General features: G+C 65.2%; 21 protein-coding genes. 13 read left to right on the forward strand and 8 right to left on the reverse strand.

The annotated features are described in order from the left end of the window. The first annotated feature begins 1 nt into the window (after window position 1). From KF838_10860 to KF838_10870, 3 genes are all read left to right on the forward strand, one after another. Window positions 2–742: a response regulator transcription factor gene (locus tag KF838_10860; protein QYK47279.1), complete on the forward strand. Its 741-nt coding sequence runs from the start codon at window positions 2–4 to the stop codon at window positions 740–742. Beyond that, a complete protein-coding gene (locus KF838_10865) occupies window positions 739–2,712 on the forward strand; it encodes a HAMP domain-containing histidine kinase (protein QYK47280.1) in 1,974 nt (657 codons plus the stop codon). Before KF838_10860 ends, KF838_10865 begins: the two co-directional genes overlap by 4 nt. A 288-nt stretch (window positions 2,713–3,000) precedes the next feature. Further along, complete coding sequence (locus KF838_10870; protein QYK47281.1) at window positions 3,001–3,690, forward strand: hypothetical protein; 690 nt, start codon at window positions 3,001–3,003, stop codon at window positions 3,688–3,690. A 132-nt stretch (window positions 3,691–3,822) separates the two neighbouring features. On the opposite strand, the gene KF838_10875 is transcribed toward KF838_10870, so the two are convergent. Continuing rightward, window positions 3,823–4,449, reverse strand: coding sequence for a hypothetical protein (locus KF838_10875; protein QYK47282.1), 627 nt, complete (start codon window positions 4,447–4,449; stop codon window positions 3,823–3,825). Between the two features lie 123 nt (window positions 4,450–4,572). Here KF838_10875 and KF838_10880 point away from each other — a divergent pair, with 123 nt between their 5' ends. The 3 genes from KF838_10880 to dut all read left to right on the forward strand — a co-directional run bounded on the left by KF838_10880 (window position 4,573) and on the right by dut (window position 7,231). Then, window positions 4,573–6,153 (forward strand): polysaccharide biosynthesis protein, encoded by a 1,581-nt coding sequence (locus tag KF838_10880; GenBank protein QYK47283.1) that lies wholly within the window; start codon window positions 4,573–4,575, stop codon window positions 6,151–6,153. 173 nt (window positions 6,154–6,326) lie between these two features. Next, complete coding sequence (locus tag KF838_10885) at window positions 6,327–6,653, forward strand: hypothetical protein (protein ID QYK47284.1); 327 nt, start codon at window positions 6,327–6,329, stop codon at window positions 6,651–6,653. A 143-nt stretch (window positions 6,654–6,796) separates the two neighbouring features. After that, entirely contained in the window at window positions 6,797–7,231 is a 435-nt protein-coding gene (gene dut, locus KF838_10890; GenBank protein QYK49835.1) for a dUTP diphosphatase, read from the forward strand. 413 nt (window positions 7,232–7,644) lie between these two features. On the opposite strand, the gene KF838_10895 is transcribed toward dut, so the two are convergent. Continuing rightward, window positions 7,645–9,645 (reverse strand): ABC transporter ATP-binding protein, encoded by a 2,001-nt coding sequence (locus KF838_10895; protein ID QYK47285.1) that lies wholly within the window; start codon window positions 9,643–9,645, stop codon window positions 7,645–7,647. A 126-nt stretch (window positions 9,646–9,771) separates the two neighbouring features. Between KF838_10895 and KF838_10900 the strand changes: the two genes are divergently transcribed. The 3 genes from KF838_10900 to ruvX all read left to right on the forward strand — a co-directional run bounded on the left by KF838_10900 (window position 9,772) and on the right by ruvX (window position 12,982). Further along, window positions 9,772–11,205 carry a dicarboxylate/amino acid:cation symporter gene (locus KF838_10900; protein ID QYK47286.1) on the forward strand — a complete coding sequence of 478 codons (1,434 nt, stop codon included), beginning with the start codon at window positions 9,772–9,774 and terminating at the stop codon, window positions 11,203–11,205. A 141-nt stretch (window positions 11,206–11,346) separates the two neighbouring features. Beyond that, window positions 11,347–12,471, forward strand: a complete 1,125-nt coding sequence (locus tag KF838_10905; GenBank protein ID QYK47287.1) for a hypothetical protein — start codon at window positions 11,347–11,349, stop codon at window positions 12,469–12,471. Between the two features lie 49 nt (window positions 12,472–12,520). Further along, window positions 12,521–12,982 carry a Holliday junction resolvase RuvX gene (gene ruvX / locus KF838_10910; GenBank protein QYK47288.1) on the forward strand — a complete coding sequence of 154 codons (462 nt, stop codon included), beginning with the start codon at window positions 12,521–12,523 and terminating at the stop codon, window positions 12,980–12,982. A 26-nt stretch (window positions 12,983–13,008) separates the two neighbouring features. Here ruvX and murA read toward each other — a convergent pair whose 3' ends face one another. Then, window positions 13,009–14,337, reverse strand: a complete 1,329-nt coding sequence (gene murA / locus KF838_10915; GenBank protein QYK47289.1) for a UDP-N-acetylglucosamine 1-carboxyvinyltransferase — start codon at window positions 14,335–14,337, stop codon at window positions 13,009–13,011. A 295-nt stretch (window positions 14,338–14,632) separates the two neighbouring features. Between murA and KF838_10920 the strand changes: the two genes are divergently transcribed. Continuing rightward, a complete protein-coding gene (locus KF838_10920) occupies window positions 14,633–15,562 on the forward strand; it encodes a fibro-slime domain-containing protein (GenBank protein QYK47290.1) in 930 nt (309 codons plus the stop codon). 191 nt (window positions 15,563–15,753) lie between these two features. Here KF838_10920 and KF838_10925 read toward each other — a convergent pair whose 3' ends face one another. Together KF838_10925 and KF838_10930 are read right to left on the reverse strand one after the other, a co-directional pair. Continuing rightward, entirely contained in the window at window positions 15,754–15,939 is a 186-nt protein-coding gene (locus KF838_10925; GenBank protein QYK47291.1) for a hypothetical protein, read from the reverse strand. Window positions 15,940–16,099: 160 nt separating this feature from the next. Next, a complete protein-coding gene (locus tag KF838_10930; GenBank protein QYK47292.1) occupies window positions 16,100–16,432 on the reverse strand; it encodes a hypothetical protein in 333 nt (110 codons plus the stop codon). Window positions 16,433–16,669: 237 nt separating this feature from the next. On the opposite strand from KF838_10930, the gene ychF reads away from it, so the two are divergent. Further along, entirely contained in the window at window positions 16,670–17,773 is a 1,104-nt protein-coding gene (ychF, locus tag KF838_10935; GenBank protein ID QYK47293.1) for a redox-regulated ATPase YchF, read from the forward strand. 43 nt (window positions 17,774–17,816) lie between these two features. After that, the gene (locus KF838_10940; GenBank protein QYK47294.1) at window positions 17,817–18,221 is read left to right on the forward strand and encodes a nuclear transport factor 2 family protein; all 405 of its coding nucleotides are present in this window, start codon (window positions 17,817–17,819) and stop codon (window positions 18,219–18,221) included. Between the two features lie 69 nt (window positions 18,222–18,290). Here the strand turns inward: KF838_10940 and KF838_10945 are convergent, their stop codons facing one another. Both KF838_10945 and KF838_10950 read right to left on the reverse strand, forming a co-directional pair. Continuing rightward, entirely contained in the window at window positions 18,291–19,349 is a 1,059-nt protein-coding gene (locus KF838_10945) for a hypothetical protein (protein ID QYK47295.1), read from the reverse strand. Window positions 19,350–19,668: 319 nt separating this feature from the next. Then, window positions 19,669–20,517, reverse strand: coding sequence for a Bax inhibitor-1/YccA family protein (locus tag KF838_10950; GenBank protein QYK47296.1), 849 nt, complete (start codon window positions 20,515–20,517; stop codon window positions 19,669–19,671). Window positions 20,518–20,819: 302 nt separating this feature from the next. Between KF838_10950 and KF838_10955 the strand changes: the two genes are divergently transcribed. Further along, window positions 20,820–21,218, forward strand: a complete 399-nt coding sequence (locus KF838_10955; GenBank protein QYK47297.1) for a hypothetical protein — start codon at window positions 20,820–20,822, stop codon at window positions 21,216–21,218. Between the two features lie 28 nt (window positions 21,219–21,246). On the opposite strand, the gene KF838_10960 is transcribed toward KF838_10955, so the two are convergent. Further along, the gene (locus KF838_10960) at window positions 21,247–21,741 is read right to left on the reverse strand and encodes a transcriptional repressor (protein ID QYK47298.1); all 495 of its coding nucleotides are present in this window, start codon (window positions 21,739–21,741) and stop codon (window positions 21,247–21,249) included. Between the last annotated feature and the right edge of the window lie 14 nt (window positions 21,742–21,755).

The following is a 21,755-nucleotide window of genomic DNA, read 5'->3' on the forward strand; positions in this document are numbered from 1 at the left end:
CATGCCCCTCGCTTCGGTGCTCGTCGTTGAGGATGATCCCGCGATCCGCCGCGGACTGTGCGACGCGCTCCGCTTCGCCGGCTACGCAGCCGACGACGCCCCCGACGGTGAGGCCGGCCTCCGCGCCGCGACCTCACGCGACTACGACATCGTTCTGCTCGACATCCTCATGCCGAAGATGGACGGGCTGACGGTGCTCTCGCGGCTCCGCGAAGTGAAGCCCTCGATCCCCGTGATCTTTCTCACCGCGCGGGGCGAGGAGCAGGACCGCATCAAGGGCCTCCGCCTCGGCGCCGACGACTACGTCGTCAAGCCCTTCTCCGCCTCCGAACTCATCGCACGCGTCGAGGCCGTTCTCCGACGCTCCGCAGAACGCCCCAAATCCGTGTCAACGCTCACCATCGCCGGGCGAACCATCGACTTCCGCCGCCGAGAAGCCACCCTCACCGACGGCACCCGCGTCCTCCTCGCCCAGAAAGAAGCCGAGGTCCTCGAATACCTCGCACAGAATCCCGGCCGCGCCATCTCACGCGACGAACTCCTCCAGCGCGTCTGGAAACTCGACCCGCGCGGCATGCACACCCGCACCGTCGACATGGCCGTCGCCCGCCTCCGCGAACAACTCGGCGACGATCCCAACAACCCGCGCGTCATCGCCACCGTCCGCGCCAAGGGATACATGCTCGCGCTCGCCGAAGACCAGCCCGCAACGCCGACAAGCCCCGGAGCAACGGCGCAGTGAGCAACGCCTCACGCATCACCCTTCTCGTCTTTCTCGCGAGCGTCGCGGCTGTCCTCGCCCTGCTCGGATACGTCACCGCCCGCATGCTCGACCTTGAGCGACAGGAACTGCACGCCAAGTTCGATGCACGACGCCAGGAAGACCTCCGCCTCGCCCTCTGGCGCATGGACTCCGTGCTCTCCCCCATCATCGCCCAGGAAGCCGCACGCCCCTACTTCCACTATCTCTCCTACTACCCGGAACAGCGCGCCTTCACAAGAGTCTGGGAGCCCGTGCTCCCCGGCGAGGTCATCGTCCCCTCTCCGCTCGTCGAAGGCACACCCCCCTTCGTCCTTCTGCACTTCCAGCTCGGCCCGATGGGCGCGGTCTACTCGCCGCAGGTCCCGCAAGGCAACGATCGTGACCTCGCCGAGTCAGAGCCGGGCGGCCCGGAGCGGATCGAACGCTACGAGAAACTGCTCGCTCGCCTCGGGCGCTTCGCGTCCCTCGATCCTCCCGATCAACAAACCCCCATCGACGCGGACTCCGCAGAAACAGCCGCAACCGCAACCGAGGCAAACCAGCGCGCACTCCGCGACAATGCCTCCACACCCCAGGCAAGGCAGGAGCAGGCCTCATCCGAACTCGCCGAGCGCGAATACGCCTATCGAAAGGACGCCGCGGACATCGCGTCCTCAACCGCCGCCGTCACCCCTCAGATCGCCCGCGCCCCGCCCCGCAGCGAATCAAGAAACCCGCCCCCCGCCGACGACGATGATCTCTTTGCCGGGCTTGCCGAGCCCGATCTTGAGAACATCAAGCTCACCGCGCCCGCCTCGATCATCTCCCCACCGCGCACCAGCCGCGCCACGCCCGGCGTCCGAGCCGCTCTCACCCAGTCTCGCTTCGTCCCCCGCTGGCGAACCAACCCCGCGACCGGCGAGCCCGAATTGATCTTCTGGCGCACCGTCCGCGCCGATCACGCCTTCACCGTCCAGGGCTTCTGGATCGATTGGCCCGCGCTCCGCGATCACCTCCTCACACGGATCGAGGATGTGCTCCCCGGAGCCATGCTCGAACCAGTCACGGACACCCGCGCTTCAAGGGGCGAGATCTCCTCGAGACTCCTCGCCACGATCCCCGCCATGCTCGTCCCGCCTCCGACGCAGCCGCCCCCCATCCCCCTCATCACGCCCCCTCACGTCACGCTCGGGCTCGCCTGGCTCGCAACACTCGGCGCCATCGCAACCGTCGGGCTCTCGCTCCGTGCATCAATCTCGCTCGGCGAACGCCGCGGCAGATTCGTCTCCGCCGTCACCCACGAACTCCGCACACCCCTCACCACCTTCTGCCTCTACAGCCAGATGCTCGCCGACGGCATGGTCACCGATGACGCCTCTCGCGCCGAGTACCTCCAGACCCTCAAGCACGAATCCACCCGCCTCCAGCGCATCGTCGAGAACGTCCTCGACTTTGCTCGCCTCGGCCGCGCTCGCGCAAACGCCTCGACACATACACCCTCAACGACCCTGCAGCAGATCCTCGACCATGTCCTGCCGACACTCAGACAACGCGTCGAGCAGTCGGGCATGACCCTCGAACTGGAGATCAAGGACGAGGTCCTAAGCACAACCGCCGCGATCTCCAGCGACGCCGCCGCCCGTGTCCTCGTCAACCTCGTCGATAACGCCTGCAAATACGCCTCCGATGCCGACGACAAACGCATCACGCTCTCGGCCCAAAGGGCAGGCGCTCGACTCCTCCTCACTGTCGCTGATCGCGGCCCGGGTGTCCCCCCTGCCGAACGCCGACGGATCTTCAACGCCTTCGCTCGCGGGAAGCAACATGAAACCAGCGCGGCCCAGGGCCTCGGACTAGGGCTTTCCCTTGCTCGCACGATCGCCCGCCAGCACGGCGGAGAACTCGTCATCGAGAAAGCCACGCACCCAGGTGCCGCTTTCACACTCGATGTCCCAACTCTGGCCACCTGAGGCCTCGATTGGCGATCGGTGTACCTAACAGAATAATGAAATCAAAACCGCCCACTTTCGGGCAATATTTTTCTTGCGGCGGGCCTTGCGCCTGATATGCTTCACCTGTCGGGCGTGAGACACCCGACGCTCCGAGTCATAGAGAGAGTGACAGTCAGACAACCAGAGACATGAAGAGAGAGATGAAGGTTGGTCGCCGAAAGAGAGAGCGGCGTTCCAATCGAGCGGGTGGCGTAATCGCCCGCTTCGCTGATTGAGAGAGTTGTTCAGACGTAGGAGGTTTGTTCAATGCGTTCTATCTGTACAGGTGCAGTGCTTTCCGCTGCCGCAATGTTCGGCGGCACCGCCACCGCAGGAACCGTCGCCACCGTCATCATCGAGGGTCAGTCATACGAGATGGCATCCTTCATGGTCGATGGGCAGTTCCGTCTTGTTCCGGCCGTCTACACCTTCGGATCCACCACCGTCGAAGCGCTCGAGACCCCTCGTGACGTGTCGGCTTCGATGGCCTATGGCATCGCCGTGACCGACTTCGGCGCACCCTCCTCCTTCTCCTTCTCCTTCTCAATGCCGATCACGCTTGATCCCGGTGCAACATCGATCAGCTCCTCCATCGTTGGCGGCATGACCGACTTCACCGGCAACGGCGTCGGCGTCTTCACCACCGGCGGCAACGCCACCCTCCAGCGCTCCCACGTCAGCATGCCCGACTTCAACCTCGGCGTCGACGTCGGAGGCGATCAGTCCTACGGCCCCGGCCTCGCCGGCTCGAACTACACCTACGGCCCCGTCGCCACCGGCCCCGTCGTTGGCCCGGACCTCTCCGGCTACGGCACGCTGACCATGTACCTCGACTTCGCCGCCTCCGGCGATGGCGATGTGATCGTCCTCACGGGCTTCACCGAGATCATCGTCCCCGCGCCGGCCTCACTCGCGCTCCTCGGCGGTCTGGGCCTCATCGCCCGTCGTCGCCGCTGATCCAGCCGCGCAGTCAACAAAGGTCTACTCCAGGCCTCCGTCCCCTCCGGACGGAGGCCTTTCGTTTTGCGCACGACGGCACCCGGCTCAGAACTTCGATCGCTCTCGCACACGATTCAACCCGAAACTGGTTCAACGCGCAGCGAACGCCGCCGCCACGATCTGCTCCGCCGTCTGAAGCGTGGAATCACGCCCCGTCGCCCGGTCGACCATGCGCTCGGCATCCGCCCTGGATTCTCCCAGCGCAACCAGCGTCGCGATCGCCTCAGCAACAGGGCCAGATGCAGGAGCCGCCGCACGGGGCTTGATCTCAACCCCCTCGTAACTCACGAACCCATCCACCTTCCCCGACAGCTCCGCGATCACGGTCTCCGCCATGCGCTTCCCGATCTCAGGCAACGCCTGAAGCGCCTTGGCGTCCCGCTCCGCGATCGACCGCGCGAACGCACCCGGCTCGATAGCCAATGCCTTCAACGCCTTGCGATTCCCCATCCCCTTCACCGTCGTCAGAAGCTCATAGAACCGACGGTCGTGGATCGTGGCAAACCCCACAACCCGCGGCACAAACGACGCCCCCTGACCCTGGCCCTCCAGATACTCCAGCGTCACCAATTCGATCTCACGCCCGACCGACGCGCCGAGCCGTTCCGACAGAAACGCCGGCACCAGCACCTCGTAGGTCAACCCGATCCCGGGGAGCGCAACAAGTACGCTCAACCCTTCCACCGCCTCCAAGCGACCGCTGATCTTCCTGATCATGCTGCGAGCATAGCGTCCTCTCGCCGATCGCAGGGAATTGGGCTCTCGGCTCAGTCCCAGGCGGGCGTGTGCCGATAACTCCGGATGCGGCCCCACCCCCCGGCCGCCCTGCCGGAGGCCACGATGTCCACGCTCTCATCCCATCCCGAGCCCGCCAGACCCGCCTCACGCCTCCGCCTGACCCCCGCGGTCGCCGGCGAAGTCGCTCGTCCGCTCATCATCGGCACCGACCAAGCCGTCTCGGAACTCTGCGCCCAGATGATCGCCCTGAGCGACCTCCCCCAACCCACAGGGCTTGGTGAATCAGAGCTGCCGCGACTCGCCCAGACGCTCGCCGAGATGAAGCCCGATGGCGCGATCCTGACCTGCGAGCCGGACGAGACGCACAGATTCGCCGAAGCGGTCCGCCTCCTCGTGCAACACGCCGTCCCGGTCGCTACCACCGCGCCGCTACGGTCCCTGCTCCCATTCGCGCCCGCCCGCCACGGCACCGCCGACGGCTCGCGCGTCTACGTCGCCCCCGGCTCCGCGTGGTCCTCCGCCAGAATCGACCTCGCATCGCTCATCAACCGCGAGCCGCGCCCCATCGATCGCGCCGCCGTCTCTGGTCTCCTCAAGGGAAGACGCGTCCTGATCACGGGCGCAGGCGGCTCGATCGGCTCAGAACTCGCTCGCATCGCCGCGTCCTTCGAGCCCTCATGCATCGCCCTCATGGAGCGATCAGAAAACGCCCTCTTCGAGATCGATCGACAACTCGGCTCGTCCTTCCGCTCAGTCCCCCGCCGCGCCGTGCTCCACGATGTCGTCGATGCGGAACGAACACTCAAACTTGTCAGAGAACTCAGGCCCGATGTCGTCTTCCACGCCGCGGCACACAAGCACGTCCCGCTGATGGAAGACCACCCCGCACACGCCGTCACCAATAACTTCTTCGGCACCAAGTCCATCGCCGACGCCTCCCTCGCCGCCGGCGCGGAGCGCTTCGTCCTCATCTCCTCCGACAAGGCCGTGAACCCAACCTCGGTCATGGGCGCGACCAAGCGCCTCGCCGAGATCTACGTCCAGGCCCTCCACCGAGACTCGCGCGCAACACCGGCATCCACCCCTCGCACACGATTCTCCATGGTCCGGTTCGGAAACGTCCTCGGCTCTTCGTGCAGCGTGGTGCCGATCTGGTCCGCCCAGCTCGTGGATGGCGGGCCCCTCACCGTCACCGACACCCGCATGACACGCTACTTCATGACCATCCACGAAGCCGCTGGGCTCGTCATCCAGGCCGCGTCGATCGACGACCCCTCTCCCACCGCCCCCGTCTATGTCCTCGACATGGGCGATCCGATCCGTATCCTCGATCTGGCTCGGCGCTTCCTCGACGCACACGGCTACGCCGCCAGACTCGTCGATCGCGATGGAAACCTCGTCCTCGACCCCGACGCCCCCGACGAGACAGGGCGCATCGCCCAGCGCATCGATATCCTGATCAGCGGCATCCGCCCCGGCGAAAAGCTGCACGAGGAGCTCGCCTACGCCGCAGAGAACCTCAGACCAACCCCCTACGAGGGCATCGACGCCTGGGCCGGTACTCCCTGCACCAACTCCATCCCCTCGCTCGTCGCAGACCTCTCTCATGCCCGCCACGCCGAATCCCCTGATGCGGCGATCTCCACGATCAGGCGGCTCGTTCCGGAAATGAACCGAACATAAGGCCTCAGTTTATCGGGACAACATCCATTCTTGTGGATAACTTCACGCAGACCAATCGGGTAACTTGATTGCGTCTGTGCGGGCCGGACAATCACGTCTTGGAGTCGGCTTCCTCGTGGGAGTGCGGCACCCGGCGATCGAATTCCGAAGAATGGGGAGGTGAGACCCAACCCATGATCAGCACTGAACGCCAACGAATGCTCCTTGAGACCGTCACGGCCCGAGACGAGGCCCACCACTTTCTCCGCGCCCTCGAAGACGCCAAGGTGCGCTCCGAGAAGCACCTCGCGGAGATCGGCCAGCCGGACCACCTCAAAGCCGTCACCGGCAAGTCCGCGATGGACAACGCCATCGCCTCCACCCGGCGGCTCATCGAGACCTATGACCGTGTGCTCGGCGAACTGAAAGCCAACCTCTGCGATGAGGATCTCGCGCTCCTCGCTCCGCCAGCCGACCCGTCCATGCACGCCTCCGCGCGTGTCACTGTGACAACCGCCTGAGCGAGCGGCAAGCGCCCGAGCCCCGCCCGGAAGGTTCCCCACGCGCCAGCACTCCCCGGCAAACCGTTCGTGCCGCACCTACCTTCGTCGGCATGAACCAGCACGGCACGTCCCGACCGACCGACACAACCGACTCTCCAACCATGCGTGTCCGCAAGTTGTCGCACGAAGCGGTCCTGCCGCAGTACAAGTCCGAGGGTGCCGCCGGAATGGACCTCGCCGCGTGCCTCCCCGAAGGACCGCTCACCATCCCCGCCGGCTCCATCGCGCGCGTCCCGACCGGAATCGCCATCGCCATCGAGAGCGGCTACGAAGGTCAGGTGCGCCCCCGCTCGGGACTCGCTTCCAACCACGGCGTCACACTCCCCAACACCCCGGGAACGATCGATTCGGACTATCGGGGCGAGGTGCAGGTCCCGCTCATCAATCTCGGACGCGAGCCGTTCATCATCGAGCACGGCATGCGCATCGCGCAACTCGTCATCGCGCCGGTCGTCCGCGTGCGCATCACTGAGTCCGATGAGCTCGACCAGACCGAACGCGGCAGCGCGGGCTTCGGATCCACAGGCGTTCATTGAGCACGAATCCGCGACGAATTCACATCACACGCGTGCGCAAAAACCAGCCCCGCCTTGCGACGGGGCTGGCTGCTGAGGACGCATGGCCCACACGGGCCTCGCCAGGGGGCTGCTGATACCCATGGCGAAACTGCGTCCTGGGAGGATCTGGGTCGCGCTCGGAAGCAAAGCACTCCAATCGAGGCGGTTCATTATACAAGCGATCAACGGCAACTGCCAGCGCACGGATGCACACGCCACGCTGTTCGCCGGATCTGAGTGGACTTTCCAATGCCACACACCAGCATCGTCCTATATCTCGTGGCACGCACGGACAATCACTGGAAATGGGCGATGCGCCACACATCGATGCGAACAAAGGTTCGGTGATCTGAGCAGCTTCGCGTGACGTGAACCACCACGCGCTGCCACATTCAATCGGTACGCCCCCACGCATCCGCATCGACAACCGAACTCGAACTGCCGCTCCGATCATCACCAAGACTCTGCATCCGAAGCAGGTCCGCGTACCGCCCCCCGGAATCGGCGAGCGTCGCGTGCGTCCCGAGTTCCACGATTCTTCCCTTCTCCAGCACGGCGATCCGCGTGGCGTTTCTGATCGTCGAGAGTCGATGCGCGATCACGATCGTCGTTCGTCCCTTCAGCACCTCGCCGAGCGACCGCTGGATCGCGTGCTCGGATTCCGAATCGAGATTGCTCGTCGCCTCGTCGAGGATGAGGATCCGCGGGTCCGAGAGCACGGCTCGCGCCAACGCGATCCGCTGCTTCTGACCGCCCGAGAGGCGCACGCCCCGCTCTCCGATCAGCGTCTCGTATCCCTTCTCCAGCGCGACGATGAAGTCGTGCGCGTTCGCGATGCGGGCCGCACGAACGATCCGCTCCTGCGATGCCCCGCGCTCCGCGTAGGCGATGTTCTCGGCGATCGTGCCGTCGAACAGGAACACCTCCTGCTCGACGATGCCGAGCAGCCGACGATACGACGCGACATCGATCTCGCGAAGATCCACGCCGTCCAGCAGCACAGAGCCCTCCGACGGATCGAAGAATCGCGCGATCAGATTCGTCAGCGTCGTCTTGCCCGAGCCGCTCGCGCCGACCAGCGCGAGCGTCTCGCCCGGTGCGATCTCCATCGAAACCCGATCGATCACGCGCTGGCTCTGGCCCGGATACGCGAACGAGACATCGCACAGCGTGATCCCGCCCCGCGTCGATCCGCGCATCACCTGGATCAGCCCCGCCGCGTCGCCATCCTCGAACTCGCGCTTCTCCTCGAACAGATCCAGCGTCCGCTCAAGCCCGGCGAGCTGGCTCTGCACATTCGTCGCGCTCGACACGATCGCCTCGAGCGGCGAGAGCAGCATCAACAGATACGTCGAGAACATCATCAGGTCGCCGATCGTCAGCGTCTGGCCGATGACCCGCGAGCCCCCGTACATCAGCAGCCCCGCCGAGGCCCCGGGAATCAGGATCTGCCACGCCACGTCAACCGCCCGCGACCACCACCACGCCAGGATCTCCTGGCGCGCCATCAGGTGGTTGCCGCGCGCAAAGCGCGCCGCCTCTCCGTGCTGCCTCGCAAAGCCCCGCACGATGCGTATCCCGCCGAACGCCTCCGTCGCGTGCGCGTCGATCGCCGACCGACCCTTCCTGATGTCGAGATACACCGGACGGATCCGCGCGATCCACGTCTTGTGACTGATCCAGACCGTGGGGATAAGCAGCAGCGATCCCACCAGCAGCTTCCAATCAACCCACGCGAGAATGAGCAGCGTCCCGGTTAGTTGCACCACGGCACGCCACGGGTTGTAGATCAGACTGAAAAGCAGCTCCGCCGCGCCACCGGCATCCTCGCGGATGATGCTCGCAAGACCGCCGGACTTGATCTGCTGGATGCGATGAAGCGGCAGACGCACAGCGTGCTCGAACGCCCGACGCCGCAGCGACAATTGCAGGATCTTGGTCAGACGCGTCACCTGCCACCGGCCCACCATCCCGATCACGATCGAGACCGCCGTCACCCCGACCATCGCCATCGCGATCAGGAACAGCAGCGCTCCGCGATCACGAGGCAGCCACGACCAATCCGGCAGACCCGACGGCCCCGGATTGTCCGTCAGCACATAGTCGATCACCACCTTCGTCGACGACGGCACGGCCAGCGCGAGCACCGTCGAGATGCTCAGCGTCGCGAGCCCGAGCGCGAGGATGCGCCGCCGCCCACGCAGCAACGCCCAGAACGCCGCGAAGAGCGCAACGAAGCTCCGGGGCTTCTTCCGCTTCGGATTCACGCCCGCCGCCGAGGGATCACGCTTCGCCTCCACCTCGCGACGCCTCAGCCCGTCGCGATACGCCCTGTATCTCCGTCGGCTCGACCCCTTCGTCATCAGCCCCTCGCTCATCCACCCGCTAGGCATCACGCTCCATCACGCAGCGAACACCGATCGTAGACCTGACAGCACGCCGCGTTCGGACTTGTGCCGAGTTGTCACCTGGCGTAGGGTGTGTGCGAACCCCGCCACTCGCACGATGGGAGCACGATCATGGAGAAGCGTCGCCGCCTCGCGCTGCACTGGAAGATTGTGATCGGGCTCGTGCTCGGCGTCATCGTCGGCATCGCGATCGACCGGCTCTGGACAGGCCAGACGTGGGCCGCGATCGGCGTCAACGACCCGAGCGCCTTCATGGCCGGCCGCGGGAACGAGAACTTCGCCTCAGGAGTCGCATCCGAAGCCAACGCGTCAGCAGGGTTCGTCGCCGGCGCGGTCCGCTTTCTCGTCAACACCAACACGCTCATAGGCCAGCTCTTCTTCCGATCCCTCCGCTTCATCGCCGTCCCCATCGTCATCTGCTCGCTCACGATCGGCGTCGCGAGTCTCGGCGACCTCAAGCGGCTCGGTCGGATCGGAGGCAAGACCGTCGGCTTCTTCGTCTTCACAACCGCGATCTCGATCGCCGTCGGACTCACCATCGCGGACATCGCATCCCCCGGCGAACGCATCGATCCCGCCGCCCGCGCCGAGATGACCGCCAAGTACCAGTCCAACGTCGAGGCAAGCCGCGGGCGCACCAGCGAGGTCCCCAGCTTCTGGCAGCAGGGCCTCGACCTCGTCCCACCGAACCCGTTCCAGGCACTCGCCACGGCCCAGATGCTCCAGGTCATCGTCGCCGCCATGGCCCTCGGTGCGGCTCTCACCATGATCCCCTCCTCCAAGTCCGGGCCCGTCATCGCGATCTTCGACGCCCTGACCGACGCGATCGTCATGCTCGTCAACACGATCATGCGCCTGGCACCCATCGCGGTCTTCACGCTCGTCGCGCCGGCGATCGTCATCATGGGGCTCGACGTCCTGAAGGCCGTCGGCGTCTACTGCCTCGTCGTCATCGTCGGCCTCGCGACCATCATGCTCATCGTCTACCCGCTCGTGCTGCGCTTCGTCGCCGGCGTTGGCTTCGTCAGGTTCTTCCGCGCGCTCTCCCCCGCCATGCTCACCGCCTTCAGCTCCTCCTCCTCCAACGCAACGCTTCCCGTCACCATCTCCTGCGCCATCAATCGGCTGGGCGTCTCGGAGCGCATCGCCTCCTTCGCCTGCCCCCTCGGCGCAACCATCAACATGGCCGGCACCGCCATGTACCAGGGTGTCGCCACGGTCTTCATCGCCCAGATGTACGGCATGGACCTCACCGTCGGCCAGCTCGCCGTCATCGTCCTCACCGCAACCCTCGCCGGCATCGGCACACCCGGCATCCCCGGCGCGGGCGTCGTCATGCTTGTCATCGTCCTCGAGTCCGTCGGCGTCCCCCCGGACGGCATCGCCGTCATCCTCGGCGTCGATCGGCTCCTCGACATGTGCCGCACCGTCGTCAACGTCACCGGCGACGCCGCCGCCGCCGCCGTCGTCGCCAAGACCGAGGGCGAACTCCTCAGCGAGGCCGAAGTCGAGAAACGCCTCGCCGAGGGGCGGATCCCCGACTGAATCACCTCCCCCCGGATCGAATCATCTCCCGAAGCAACACCCAACCAATCCCGGGGTGCTCACGCCGCTACCCGATCCGGCCGATGTGAAGCCCCTCTAGGCAGCGCGAACCAGCCCCAACCCTCGCGAGTAAAGTCTCCCATGCGTTATGCGATGATCATGGCCGGTGGTGCGGGAACTCGCCTCTGGCCCATGAGCCGCGCCCACAACCCCAAGCAACTCCTCGAATTCATCGAGCGACCCGCCGAACCCGGCGTCCGTCGCTCCCTCCTCGAGCTCGCGGCAAGACGCCTCGAAGGTGTCGTCCCGCCCGAACGCCGCTACATCTGCACCGGAGAGCAATACCGAGACGCGATCCGTCGCACCCTCCCTGAGTTCTCCGACGACCGCATCCTCGGCGAGCCCATCGGCCGAGACACCGTCAACGCGGTCGGCTTCGCCGCCGCCGTCTTCGAGAAACTCGATCCCGACGCCATCTTCGCGGTATTGACCGCCGACCACCTCATCGAGCCGGACTCCACCTTCCAGAAGTGCGTCGATGTCGGGTTTCGCCTCGTCGAGCAGGATCCCAACCGCTTCGTCACCTTCGCGATCAAGCCCACCTATCCGGCCACGGGCTTCGGCTACGTCGAGTGCGGAGCCCCCATCAGCGATGGCGGCGCGCACCTCTCGCACATGGTCGAACGCTTCGTCGAGAAGCCCGACCTGCCGCGCGCCACCGCCTACGTCCAGAGCGGCCATTTCTACTGGAACGCCGGGATGTTCGTCTTCCGCGCCTCGACCTTCATGGACTGCTTGAAACGCTTCAAGCCCGAGAGCCACGAAGGCCTCGTCAAGATCCAGGAAGCATGGGGCACCCCGCGCCAACGCGACACGATCAACGAGATCTATCCCAACCTCCCGAAGATCAGCGTCGACTACGCCATCATGGAACCCGCAAGCCGCGACCCCTCGGTCTCCATCGCCCTCGTCAAGATGGATCTCGAATGGCTCGACGTCGGCTCCTGGCCCTCATACGCCGAAACCCTCACCCCCGACAAGTCGGGCAACAGGGTCTCAGGCCCCGCCGAAGCCATCATCCTCCACGGCAAAAACAACCTCGTCGTCTCCGATGGCCCCCCCTCCGGCAACCGCCACACGCTCGCCATCCTCGGGTGCGAGAACCTGATCGTCATCCACACGGAAGACGCCACCCTCATCATGCCCCGCGACAAGGCTCAGGAACTCAAAGACCTCCACGCCAAGGTCCGGCCGGAACTGCGATAGGCCCGCACCCCCGCCCCGATCCAGTGAAACTCCCGGTACACTCGCCCCCATGCGATATCTGTGTCTCGACATAGGCGAGAAGCGAACCGGACTGGCGATCGGAGACCCCATCACCGGGCTCGTCACACCGCTCGACGTCATCGAAGTCTCCACCCAGCACGAAGACGGACAGGTCTGGCTGCGAGAGATCACCCGACGAATCCACGACCACATCGGCGTCCGCGACGCCCTTGTCGTAGGGCTCCCCTTCAACATGGACGGCACCGAAGGCCCTCAGGCCAAACGCGTCCGCGAACTCGCCACCAAACTGGGCGGCCGCTCCGGACACCCGGTCCACTTCCAGGACGAACGGCTCACCAGCGCCGCCGCCGACTGGGAGATGGCCGGCTCAGGCATGACCAGAGGCGAGAAGAAGCAGCGTCGCGATGCGCTCGCCGCCGCCGCGATCCTCCGCGACTTTCTCTCCACGATCTCCCCCGCGAGTCCGAGCCCGCCCGACGAGAGCGACTGAGAGATCCAGCCCGACTCGCACCCAACTCACGCCTCTGTCGCGGGGCCGCCGATCTCCTTGTCGTCCACCCGCGTAATCTTCGCGCCCACGCCGCACAAGCGCTCCTCAAGCCGCTCGTACCCTCGGTCCAGGTGATAGACGCGATGCACAATCGTCGTCCCCTGCGCCGCCATCCCCGCCAGCACCAGCCCCGCAGAGGCACGCAGATCACTCGCCATGACCGGCGCGCCCACAAGCTGACGCACACCCTGCACCACAACCGTCGCGCCCTGACGCAGCAGCCGCGCACCCATCCGTGACAACTCCGCCACGTGCAGGAACCGCTCAGGGAACACACGCTCCGTCACGATGCTGTTCCCATCCGCAAGCGTCAGCAGCGTCATGAACTGGGCCTGAAGATCCGTCGGAAACCCAGGGTGCGGCTGCGTCGTGAACTCCGCCGGACGCAGCACACGCTCGCACGTCACGCGGCACACCGCACGCATCGGATCCGCCGAAGGCCCACCCGCCTCCGTCACATGCACACCCGCCGCGCTCAACACCTCGCGCGCCGCCATCAACGCATCCAGCGGACAGTTCTCGAGCACCAGATCCCCGTTCGTGATCGCCGCGGCACACATCAGCGTGCCCGCCTCGATCCTGTCCGGAATCACCGTGTGGTCCGCCCCCTTGAGCGCCTCCACACCCTGGATCGTCACCCTCGGCGACCCCGCACCCGTGATCCTCGCGCCCATCGAGTTCAGGAGATTCGCCAGATCCACGATCTCGGGCTCGCACGCCGCGGACTCGATCACCGTGGTGCCGACCGCCAGCGTCGCCGCGCTCATGACGTTCGCCGTGCCGAGCACCGTCGAGCCGAACTGCCCGCCGAGAAACAACTTCGCGCCCTGGAGCCGCCCGCGCGGCGCCCGCGCCACGATATCGCCGCCATTCAGCACGATCTCCGCGCCAAGAGCCCTCAGCCCCCTCAGGTGAAGGTCCACCGGGCGCTCACCGATCGCGCACCCCCCCGGCATCGAAACCCTCGCATACCCGCGCTTGGCAACCAGCGGACCGAGTGCCGAGATGCTCGCCCGCATCGTCCGCACGATGTCGTACCGCGCGTGACTCTGGCTGGCGTCGTGAACTTTCAGCGTCAGTGTCGTCGGCTGCGGACCCGCGATCCGCTCGCACCCCAGCTCCCCCAGAAGACGCACCATGTTCCGGATGTCCGCCAGATCGGGCACATCTCGGAGCGTCATCGCCTCGTCGGTGAGCAACGCCGCCGTCAACAAGGGCAGAGCCGCGTTCTTCGACCCATGCACCCGCAGCGTCCCGCTCAGACGCCTGCCGCCCTCAATCAGGAAGGTATCCATCCGTCCTCCGTGTGGTCCGAACGTGGCAAGGAAGCGGTCCCCGACCTCGTCGGCCCGCGTCCGATCATACATCGGCGAACGGTCCTTCCCGCGCTCGAAAGCGATCACCGAACTCTCTGCCCCTATCCACCCCTCGGATAACCCTCCCAGACGCGCCAGGCCGCCGCCCCTGCCCCCTTTCATGCCCGCATCGCATTGCCGCGCCGCGGAAGGAATTGCACATCTCTGGCAGGTGGCGAGACCCAAGCGGCACGCGAAGCCGCGACTCGCCAGGAACAAGCCGTCGGAGGGTCACATGAAAGCCGCACGAACCGCTCGCCCGAACTTCACCAGGACGCTCACCATCGCGTCACTCGCAGGCGTCGCCCTGGCGACCATCGCCTCGCCCGCCCTCGCCAACGACCCCTACTCACACCTCGCCGGCTCGATCGTCCTCACCGGCACGGTCCGAGACTTCAAGGAACGCACTGTCTCCGGTGGCCACCCCGACTTCGAGCGTAAGCCAACCGCCGGCTTCGGCCACTACATGAGAATGGTCGGCGATCAGCTCGACGCCGACGGCAAGCCCGTCTTCAGCTCCACCGGCTACAAGGTCTCCAGCGCGTTCAAGGATTCCGCAGGCCGCCACCGCATCAGCAACAAGGACTACATCGCCTCCAAGTCAGGCGATGTCAACGGATCGCTCTCCAGCACCCTGGGCGGCGCACTGACAGATCAGCAGAACTTCTCCCAGTGGTTCCGCGATGTCGAGGGCGTCAACGCCTCCAAGCCACTCCAGATCACCCTCAAGCGCCAGCCCAACTCCAACGTCTACACCTTCGACGACAAGTCCGATGCCACCTACGCAGGCATGGGCGGATTCTTCCCCATCAACGGCGAACTCTTCGGCAACTCCGCCGGCAACAACAAGAACTTCCACTTCACCTTCGAACTCGGCACCCAGTTCGTCTACCAGCAGGGCTCCGGACAGGTCTTCACCTTCACCGGCGACGACGACGTCTGGGTCTTCATCGACGGCAAGCTCGTCATCGACATCGGCGGCGTCCACTCCGCCATCAGCCAGACCATCGAACTCGACCGCCTCACATGGCTCGAGAACGGACGCGTCTACAAGCTCAACTTCTTCTTCGCCGAACGACACCGCACACAGTCCAACTTCCGCATCGACACCTCCATCGTCCTCAGGAACCTCGAGCAGCCCACCGTGACGGCTCTCTACGACTGAATCAGGCGTGTCGCGCGGCACCCGCCGCGCACGGGACGAACCACCGCACGTCCCGCAGACACCACGCGTGCCGGTCGCCAAGCGCGACGCCTCCACAAGGCGAGCCGGCACGCGAACGAACCACGGCTTGTGACATCGCCGGCGCCCGGGACCTCGAAAGGTCCCGGGCGTCGTTCTTTCCTCGACACCCGTCATCCGCCCGGGATCGATGCCCGAAAGTCCGCAAACAGCATCACCACCAGAATCGCGATCGCGCACACGATCAAGCCAATCGCCATAAGCAAACACCCCTTCCCTGTCTCGTATCTCGCACCCTCCGTAGTCCCGGGGGGACTCGCACCCTGAACACCCGCCTCGCCCGAACTCTGTGTATCCATGGATCTTGCACCCAACGCACGCCCGCTCACGAGCGCGCGGAAACCTGGCTTGTGCCGCTTCGCCGATGAAAGGCGCACGCGACAGAAACGCGCCCGAACGGACGCATCACGCAGCGTCCCGCAGGCGGACGCAACGCACACTCACTCGTTGCTCAGGAGATCACTCGACCTGCGCGCATGGCGGGCCACGCACCGTCGGCAGATCGATCACGCGGATCCGCACGAACCGCGAATCGCACAGCGCCACAATGCCGCCGAAGACGACTCCATCGCCATCGTCTTCTGAACGAGCGAACGGGCCGCTCGGTTTCGGGTCCGCATGGCTCGGCTGGCCATCCCCGCGACGCTCGCACAAACCGACAGGTCCGCGCATCGCCTCCGACCGAAGAACCGCAGAACGCCCACCCGGTACGCCGCAATCGATCAGCTCCGGGATCTCGGGCAAGCCCGCAGAGACCCATCTCCCCGCCGTGTCCGCCGCCGCTCGGGCCACACCACCCAGGATCGCGCAAAGGACCACCGCCCAGACCCACGACGCCCAGGCCGCATGCTGATAAAGAAAGCGAGAGTGGCGACCGCCCCTGCCACAAGCGAGCCCCAAACCACCAAGTTCCCCGCCGGTCTCGCTCACGCCGAATCCTATGTGCCCGGTCTGCCCCGCGGCGTTCCCAACCTACACTCCTCTCCCCATACACACCCCTTTCAGCCAACGACGCTGGAGCAATCGAGAATGGAAGCAGGCATCGTCGGGCTGCCGAACGTCGGCAAGTCCACACTCTTCAACGCACTCACCGCCGCGGGCGCTCTCGCGGCGAACTACCCCTTCGCCACCATCGAGCCGAATGTGGGGGTTGTACCCATCCCCGATCCGCGCCTGGACATCATCCGATCCCACATCGAAAGCCAGAAAGTCGTCCCCGCCATGCTCCGCCTGGTGGACATCGCCGGCATCGTCCGCGGCGCAAGCAAGGGCGAGGGACTCGGCAATAAGTTCCTCAGCCACATCCGCGAGGTCGACGCCATCGTTCAGGTCGTCCGCTGCTTCGAGAAGGCGCCCGGCGGCGAAGAGATCACCCACGTCGAAGGCACCGTCGATCCCATCCGCGACATCGAGACCATCGAGACCGAACTCATCCTCGCCGACCTCGAAACCGTCGCCGGCGCCCTCCCCAAGGCCGAGCGTGCCGCAAAGAGCAAGGACCCCGAAGCGATCGCACGCGTCGAAGTGCTCACGGCGCTCCAGCCCGTCCTCAACCAGGGAAAGCCCGCTCGGACCGTCGAGTTCAATAAACCCGAGCTCCAGAAGGCCGTCAAGACCCTCGGCCTCATCTCCGCCAAACGCATCCTCTACATCGCAAACGTCGACGAGAACGATCTCCACGGCACAGGCCCGCTCGCCCAGAAGGTCCGGGAGCACGCGAAGAACGTCGGCGCCGAGGTCGTCCCGGTCTGCGCCAAAATCGAATCGGAACTGTCCGAGCTCTCGCCCGAAGACAAACTGGAGATGCTCCAGTCGCTCGGGCTCGAAGAGCCCGCCCTCAACGCCGTCGCCCGCGCCGCCTACACCCTCCTCCACCTCCAGTCCTACTACACCGCCGGACCGAAAGAGATCCGCGCCTGGACCGTCCCCGTCGGGTGCAAGGCCCCGCAGGCCGCGGGCGTCATCCACTCCGACTTCGAACGCGGCTTCATCCGCGTCGAGGTCTACTCCGTCGATGACCTCGTGAAGCACAAGAACGAGAAAGCCATCAAGGACGCCGGCAAACTCCGCATCGAGGGCAAGGAATACGTGATGCAGGACGGGGATGTCTGCCACTTCCTGTTCAACGTCTGACGCCCACACCAACACGCGCTCTCACGCACCAGGGACCTCACCCATGTCAGCCAACGTCGCCCTCATCCGCGGCATCTACGACGCCTTCTCACGCGGGGACATCGCCGATGTCCTCGGTCGCATGAGCCCCGACATCGTCTGGAACGAGGCCGAGAACTTCCCCTACGCGGACAGAAACCCGTACATCGGGCCACAGGCCGTCGCTTCGGGCGTCTTCGCCCGCTGCGGCAGCGAGTGGGACGGCTTCGCCGTCGTCGTCGAAGAAATCATCGATGCCGGCGACACGATCGTCGTCACCGGCCGCTACAAGGGCCGCTACAAGGCCACCGGCACCGAGCAGAACACGCAGATGGCCCACATCTGGCGCATCGCCGGAGGCAAGGCCGTTCGATTCCAGCAGCACGCCGACACGCTCCACGTCGCGAGGGTCACGGGCACTGTCTCCTGAAGTGAACAGCGGTCGAGCCCCTGTGGCAATGTCCGGAGCGTCGACAGGACGAGTGCGGCCTACGTCGCCTCAACACCCCTGCCCGAACGCATCAAAGAAGTCCAGGAAGTCAAGGATGTCGACGAACGTGTCGCCGTTGAAGTCGGCGTTGCCGATCTGGCCGCACGGCCCCGCCTGGTTCATGCACGCCGCGAAATCGTCGAAAAAGTCCAGGAAATCCAGGATGTCAACGAGACAGTCCCGGTTGTAGTTTGCACTGCACTCCGGATTGAACCCGCGCACCGCCAGGACACGATCTCCGCCGCCAAACGTTGAGAACAGGAAGTCACCCGTCACCGGGTCACGAGTCCCGCCCTCGGCCCCCGACAGCCCGCTCATGAAGACCCTCGCCGACGATGGGATCGGATCTCCGTTCCCGTCCGCCTCGTAAGCAACCACAACTCCCGCAGCCCAAAGACTCACGAGGATGCTATCTGCACCGAAGAGGGTCGCGTCCGCCTCGACGTAGACAATGCCCTCAGGCCCGCCGCTGAGTGAGATCGCGTTTGTTGGTGCGGAAATATCAAAGGTGCCCAGACCATCGGCAGCAATCGTTGCGTCGTGCCAGACGCTCGAATTGTATGGGAAGACCTTCAGCCGTCCCTCGCCGGCAAAGCCCGACGGCACCAATGTCGCCGCGCCCACGGAGGCCGTGAATCCCAGCGGCGACAACGACACATCCTTATCCGGGGAATTTGAGCCGGGCATGATCTGTCCGATGCTGTTCATGCTGTAGCGCGTGAAGAACAGCACGCCGTCCGGGCCGTAGAACAGACCCCCGTCGATGTTCGGGGCCGCCGCATGAACCGTCGAAGCAGCGCCGAACCCGGTGATCTTGCCGCTCCCATCGCGCAGCACCGGCACCGCATAGATCTGCGCGCCGGGTTGATTCGCTGATCCGCCGATCAACAACGTGTCCGGATCGCCCAGTTTGAACACCAGTCCTCCGAGCGGCGAAGGAACACCAGGCGGACTCCCCAGATCCGCGTAGCGATACGCGCACTCAAAGTCCGGGCCGAAGGTCTGCCCATGAGCACCGGCTGCGGTCGTAGCAACAACACCCGAAAGCAGCATCGCTCGGTATAACATCGCTCTCCCTATCTCCCCACGCAGACTCTTGGTGCCGAGTATACAACGTCGCATCTCAGATACAACGATTCTCTACGTCGCATGGCGCTGATATCTCACCATACTTGACGCTATCGGACCTACTCGAACCTTGCTCAAGAACACGTCGCATCTTGTCCGGGGCGACGCCGTTCGATTCCAGCAATACGCCGACACGCTCCACATCGCGAGGGTCACGGGCGCAAAGTCCTGACGAGATCGACACGAACGAACAAGGGGCGTGCCCGCACCGGACACGCCCCCGAATCAACAACGCAATCGTCGCTCACCTCACCGGCGATCACTCTCTGCTGGCAAACAGCTTGTAGAGCAGGATCACGATCTCGATGTAGAGCCAGATCACCGTCGCGATGATCGCGTGCCCCGCAACCCACTCGTAGTGCTTCGGCAGCTTGTTCTCAACGCCATCCAAGACGCTGCTGAACACCATCGCGACATTCAACGACGCGACCACCACCACGAAGATCGAGAACCCGATCCCGATCATCCCGTACCCGTGAATGAACGGGATGCCGATCCCGAAGATCCGCAGGATCCACCCGGCCAGATACACGAACATGATCCCGCCTGTGATGCCGGTGATCACCTTCGCCGCCGTGCCGCCGATCCGCAGAACTCCCGTGCCCGTCGCCAGCGCGATCGCGCCGACCACGCCGAACGTCAGCAGCATCGCCTGAAAGATCAGCCCCGAACCGAGCCGGATCGCCTCGGCCGTCGTCAACGTCCCGGTCGCGCCCAGAACCCCGGGGTTCTGCGCCAGCTTCGCGCCGACCGCAATCGCGATCGCGAACGAGATGAACGCCGCCCACGCCCCGCTCCCCATCGACAGAACCGGACCGATGAACCTCGCCACCTCCGGCTTCGAGTTGATGATCATCGAGCCGATCCACGACAGCGCGATCAATCCCAGCCCGATCGGGATGCTCAGCCCCTGGGGCAGGATCCCACGCGACATCAGCGACCACGCCACCAACGCGCCCGTACACGCGAACGCCAGGTTGATGAACGTCTTGCTCACCGTCCCCGCGACCGTCATATGGGCCGCGGCTTCCTGCTTCATCACACCCAACTGCTCCCACGTCATGGGCTGCTCGAAGGGCTTCATTGCCGGACTGCTCGATCTCAACATCGGAAGGCCTCCCTGAAAGAAGGCGGGCATCGCTCTGCCCGCACCACAGAGTTTATACCAAAACCCTACGAGTACGACGCACCTGTGTTCGCTCTTTATTCGGACATCTCGGTCCTGATCGCTCCGAGAACTCCCATCCCGAGAAAGAGTCGTCCAAACTCCTGACCCAACCCCAGATTCCGCTGGCAAACCCGAATCCCTGTGTCATCCTCTGATACGGTCCAGACCCACGGACAGGGTCGGAGACTCCCGCCACGGCTGGCCCCAAGACTTGACTGGTTCGCCACCGCGAGAGGGCCGGCATGCTCGTATCCACCCCAGAACGCCGCCTGCACGCGTGCGCACACCTTGCGCTGCTCGCGCTCCTCTCATCCCTCCTCGGATGCGGCACGTCCGTCCCCACGCGACGGGCCTCGCTCGCCCCATCCGGATCAGGCGACTCATGGCACGCCGTCCTCCCCAGCCCCGAGGCCTACCCCGAAGACGAGATCATCCCCGGCGATCCGCTCTACGCCCGACGCGATTCCGCGCTCGCCATCCGCTCGGAACCCGTCGCCGACGCCCTCAGAGACTCATGGCCCTCTTCGGAGCGTCCATCGCTCTCCAACACGCGCCGCATCCACGTCGGACGCCAGCCCGAGACCGTGGTCTACTTCCGGCGCGATGCGGACCGTCGCACATACAGGACCTACGCGCGATAACACCCCCACCCGCACGATACACACGCCCTCACGCCCTGCCCGTCGCGAAGATCGTGAATCGATGGCCCTCGGGACGCAGCCCGCGCTCGGCGCAGATCCGATCTCGAATCGCCGCAATCTCCGGGATCGAGATCGTCTCCACGCGGTTCGAGTCCACGCAGATGATCATCTCCGTCGGCTCGCGCCCGTACACCAACTGGTAATGCGCCTGGTCAGAATCGATCGGCACCCGCTGGATGATCCCCGCCTCGAGCATCAACTTGAGCGTCCGGTACACCGTCGCCTTCGAGACACGATGCCCGCCCGACCTCAGCCGCTCAATCAGCCGATCCGCCTCAAAGATCCCGTCGAACCCGATGATCGTGTCCAGCACACGCGCACGCTCCGGCGTGTACTTCAGCCCCTCACCCTTCAGCGTGCGCCGAAAGACAGCGCAGAGCGGCTCGATGATCTCAAGCCGAGGCGCACCGCTCGAGCCCGACTCGCCGGTTCCGACGGACTTTGGCATGGGTTTCAGAGGCATGCGCGGGAATGGTA

The organism is Phycisphaeraceae bacterium (assembly GCA_019454185.1).
Lineage (GTDB): Bacteria > Planctomycetota > Phycisphaerae > Phycisphaerales > UBA1924 > JAHBWV01.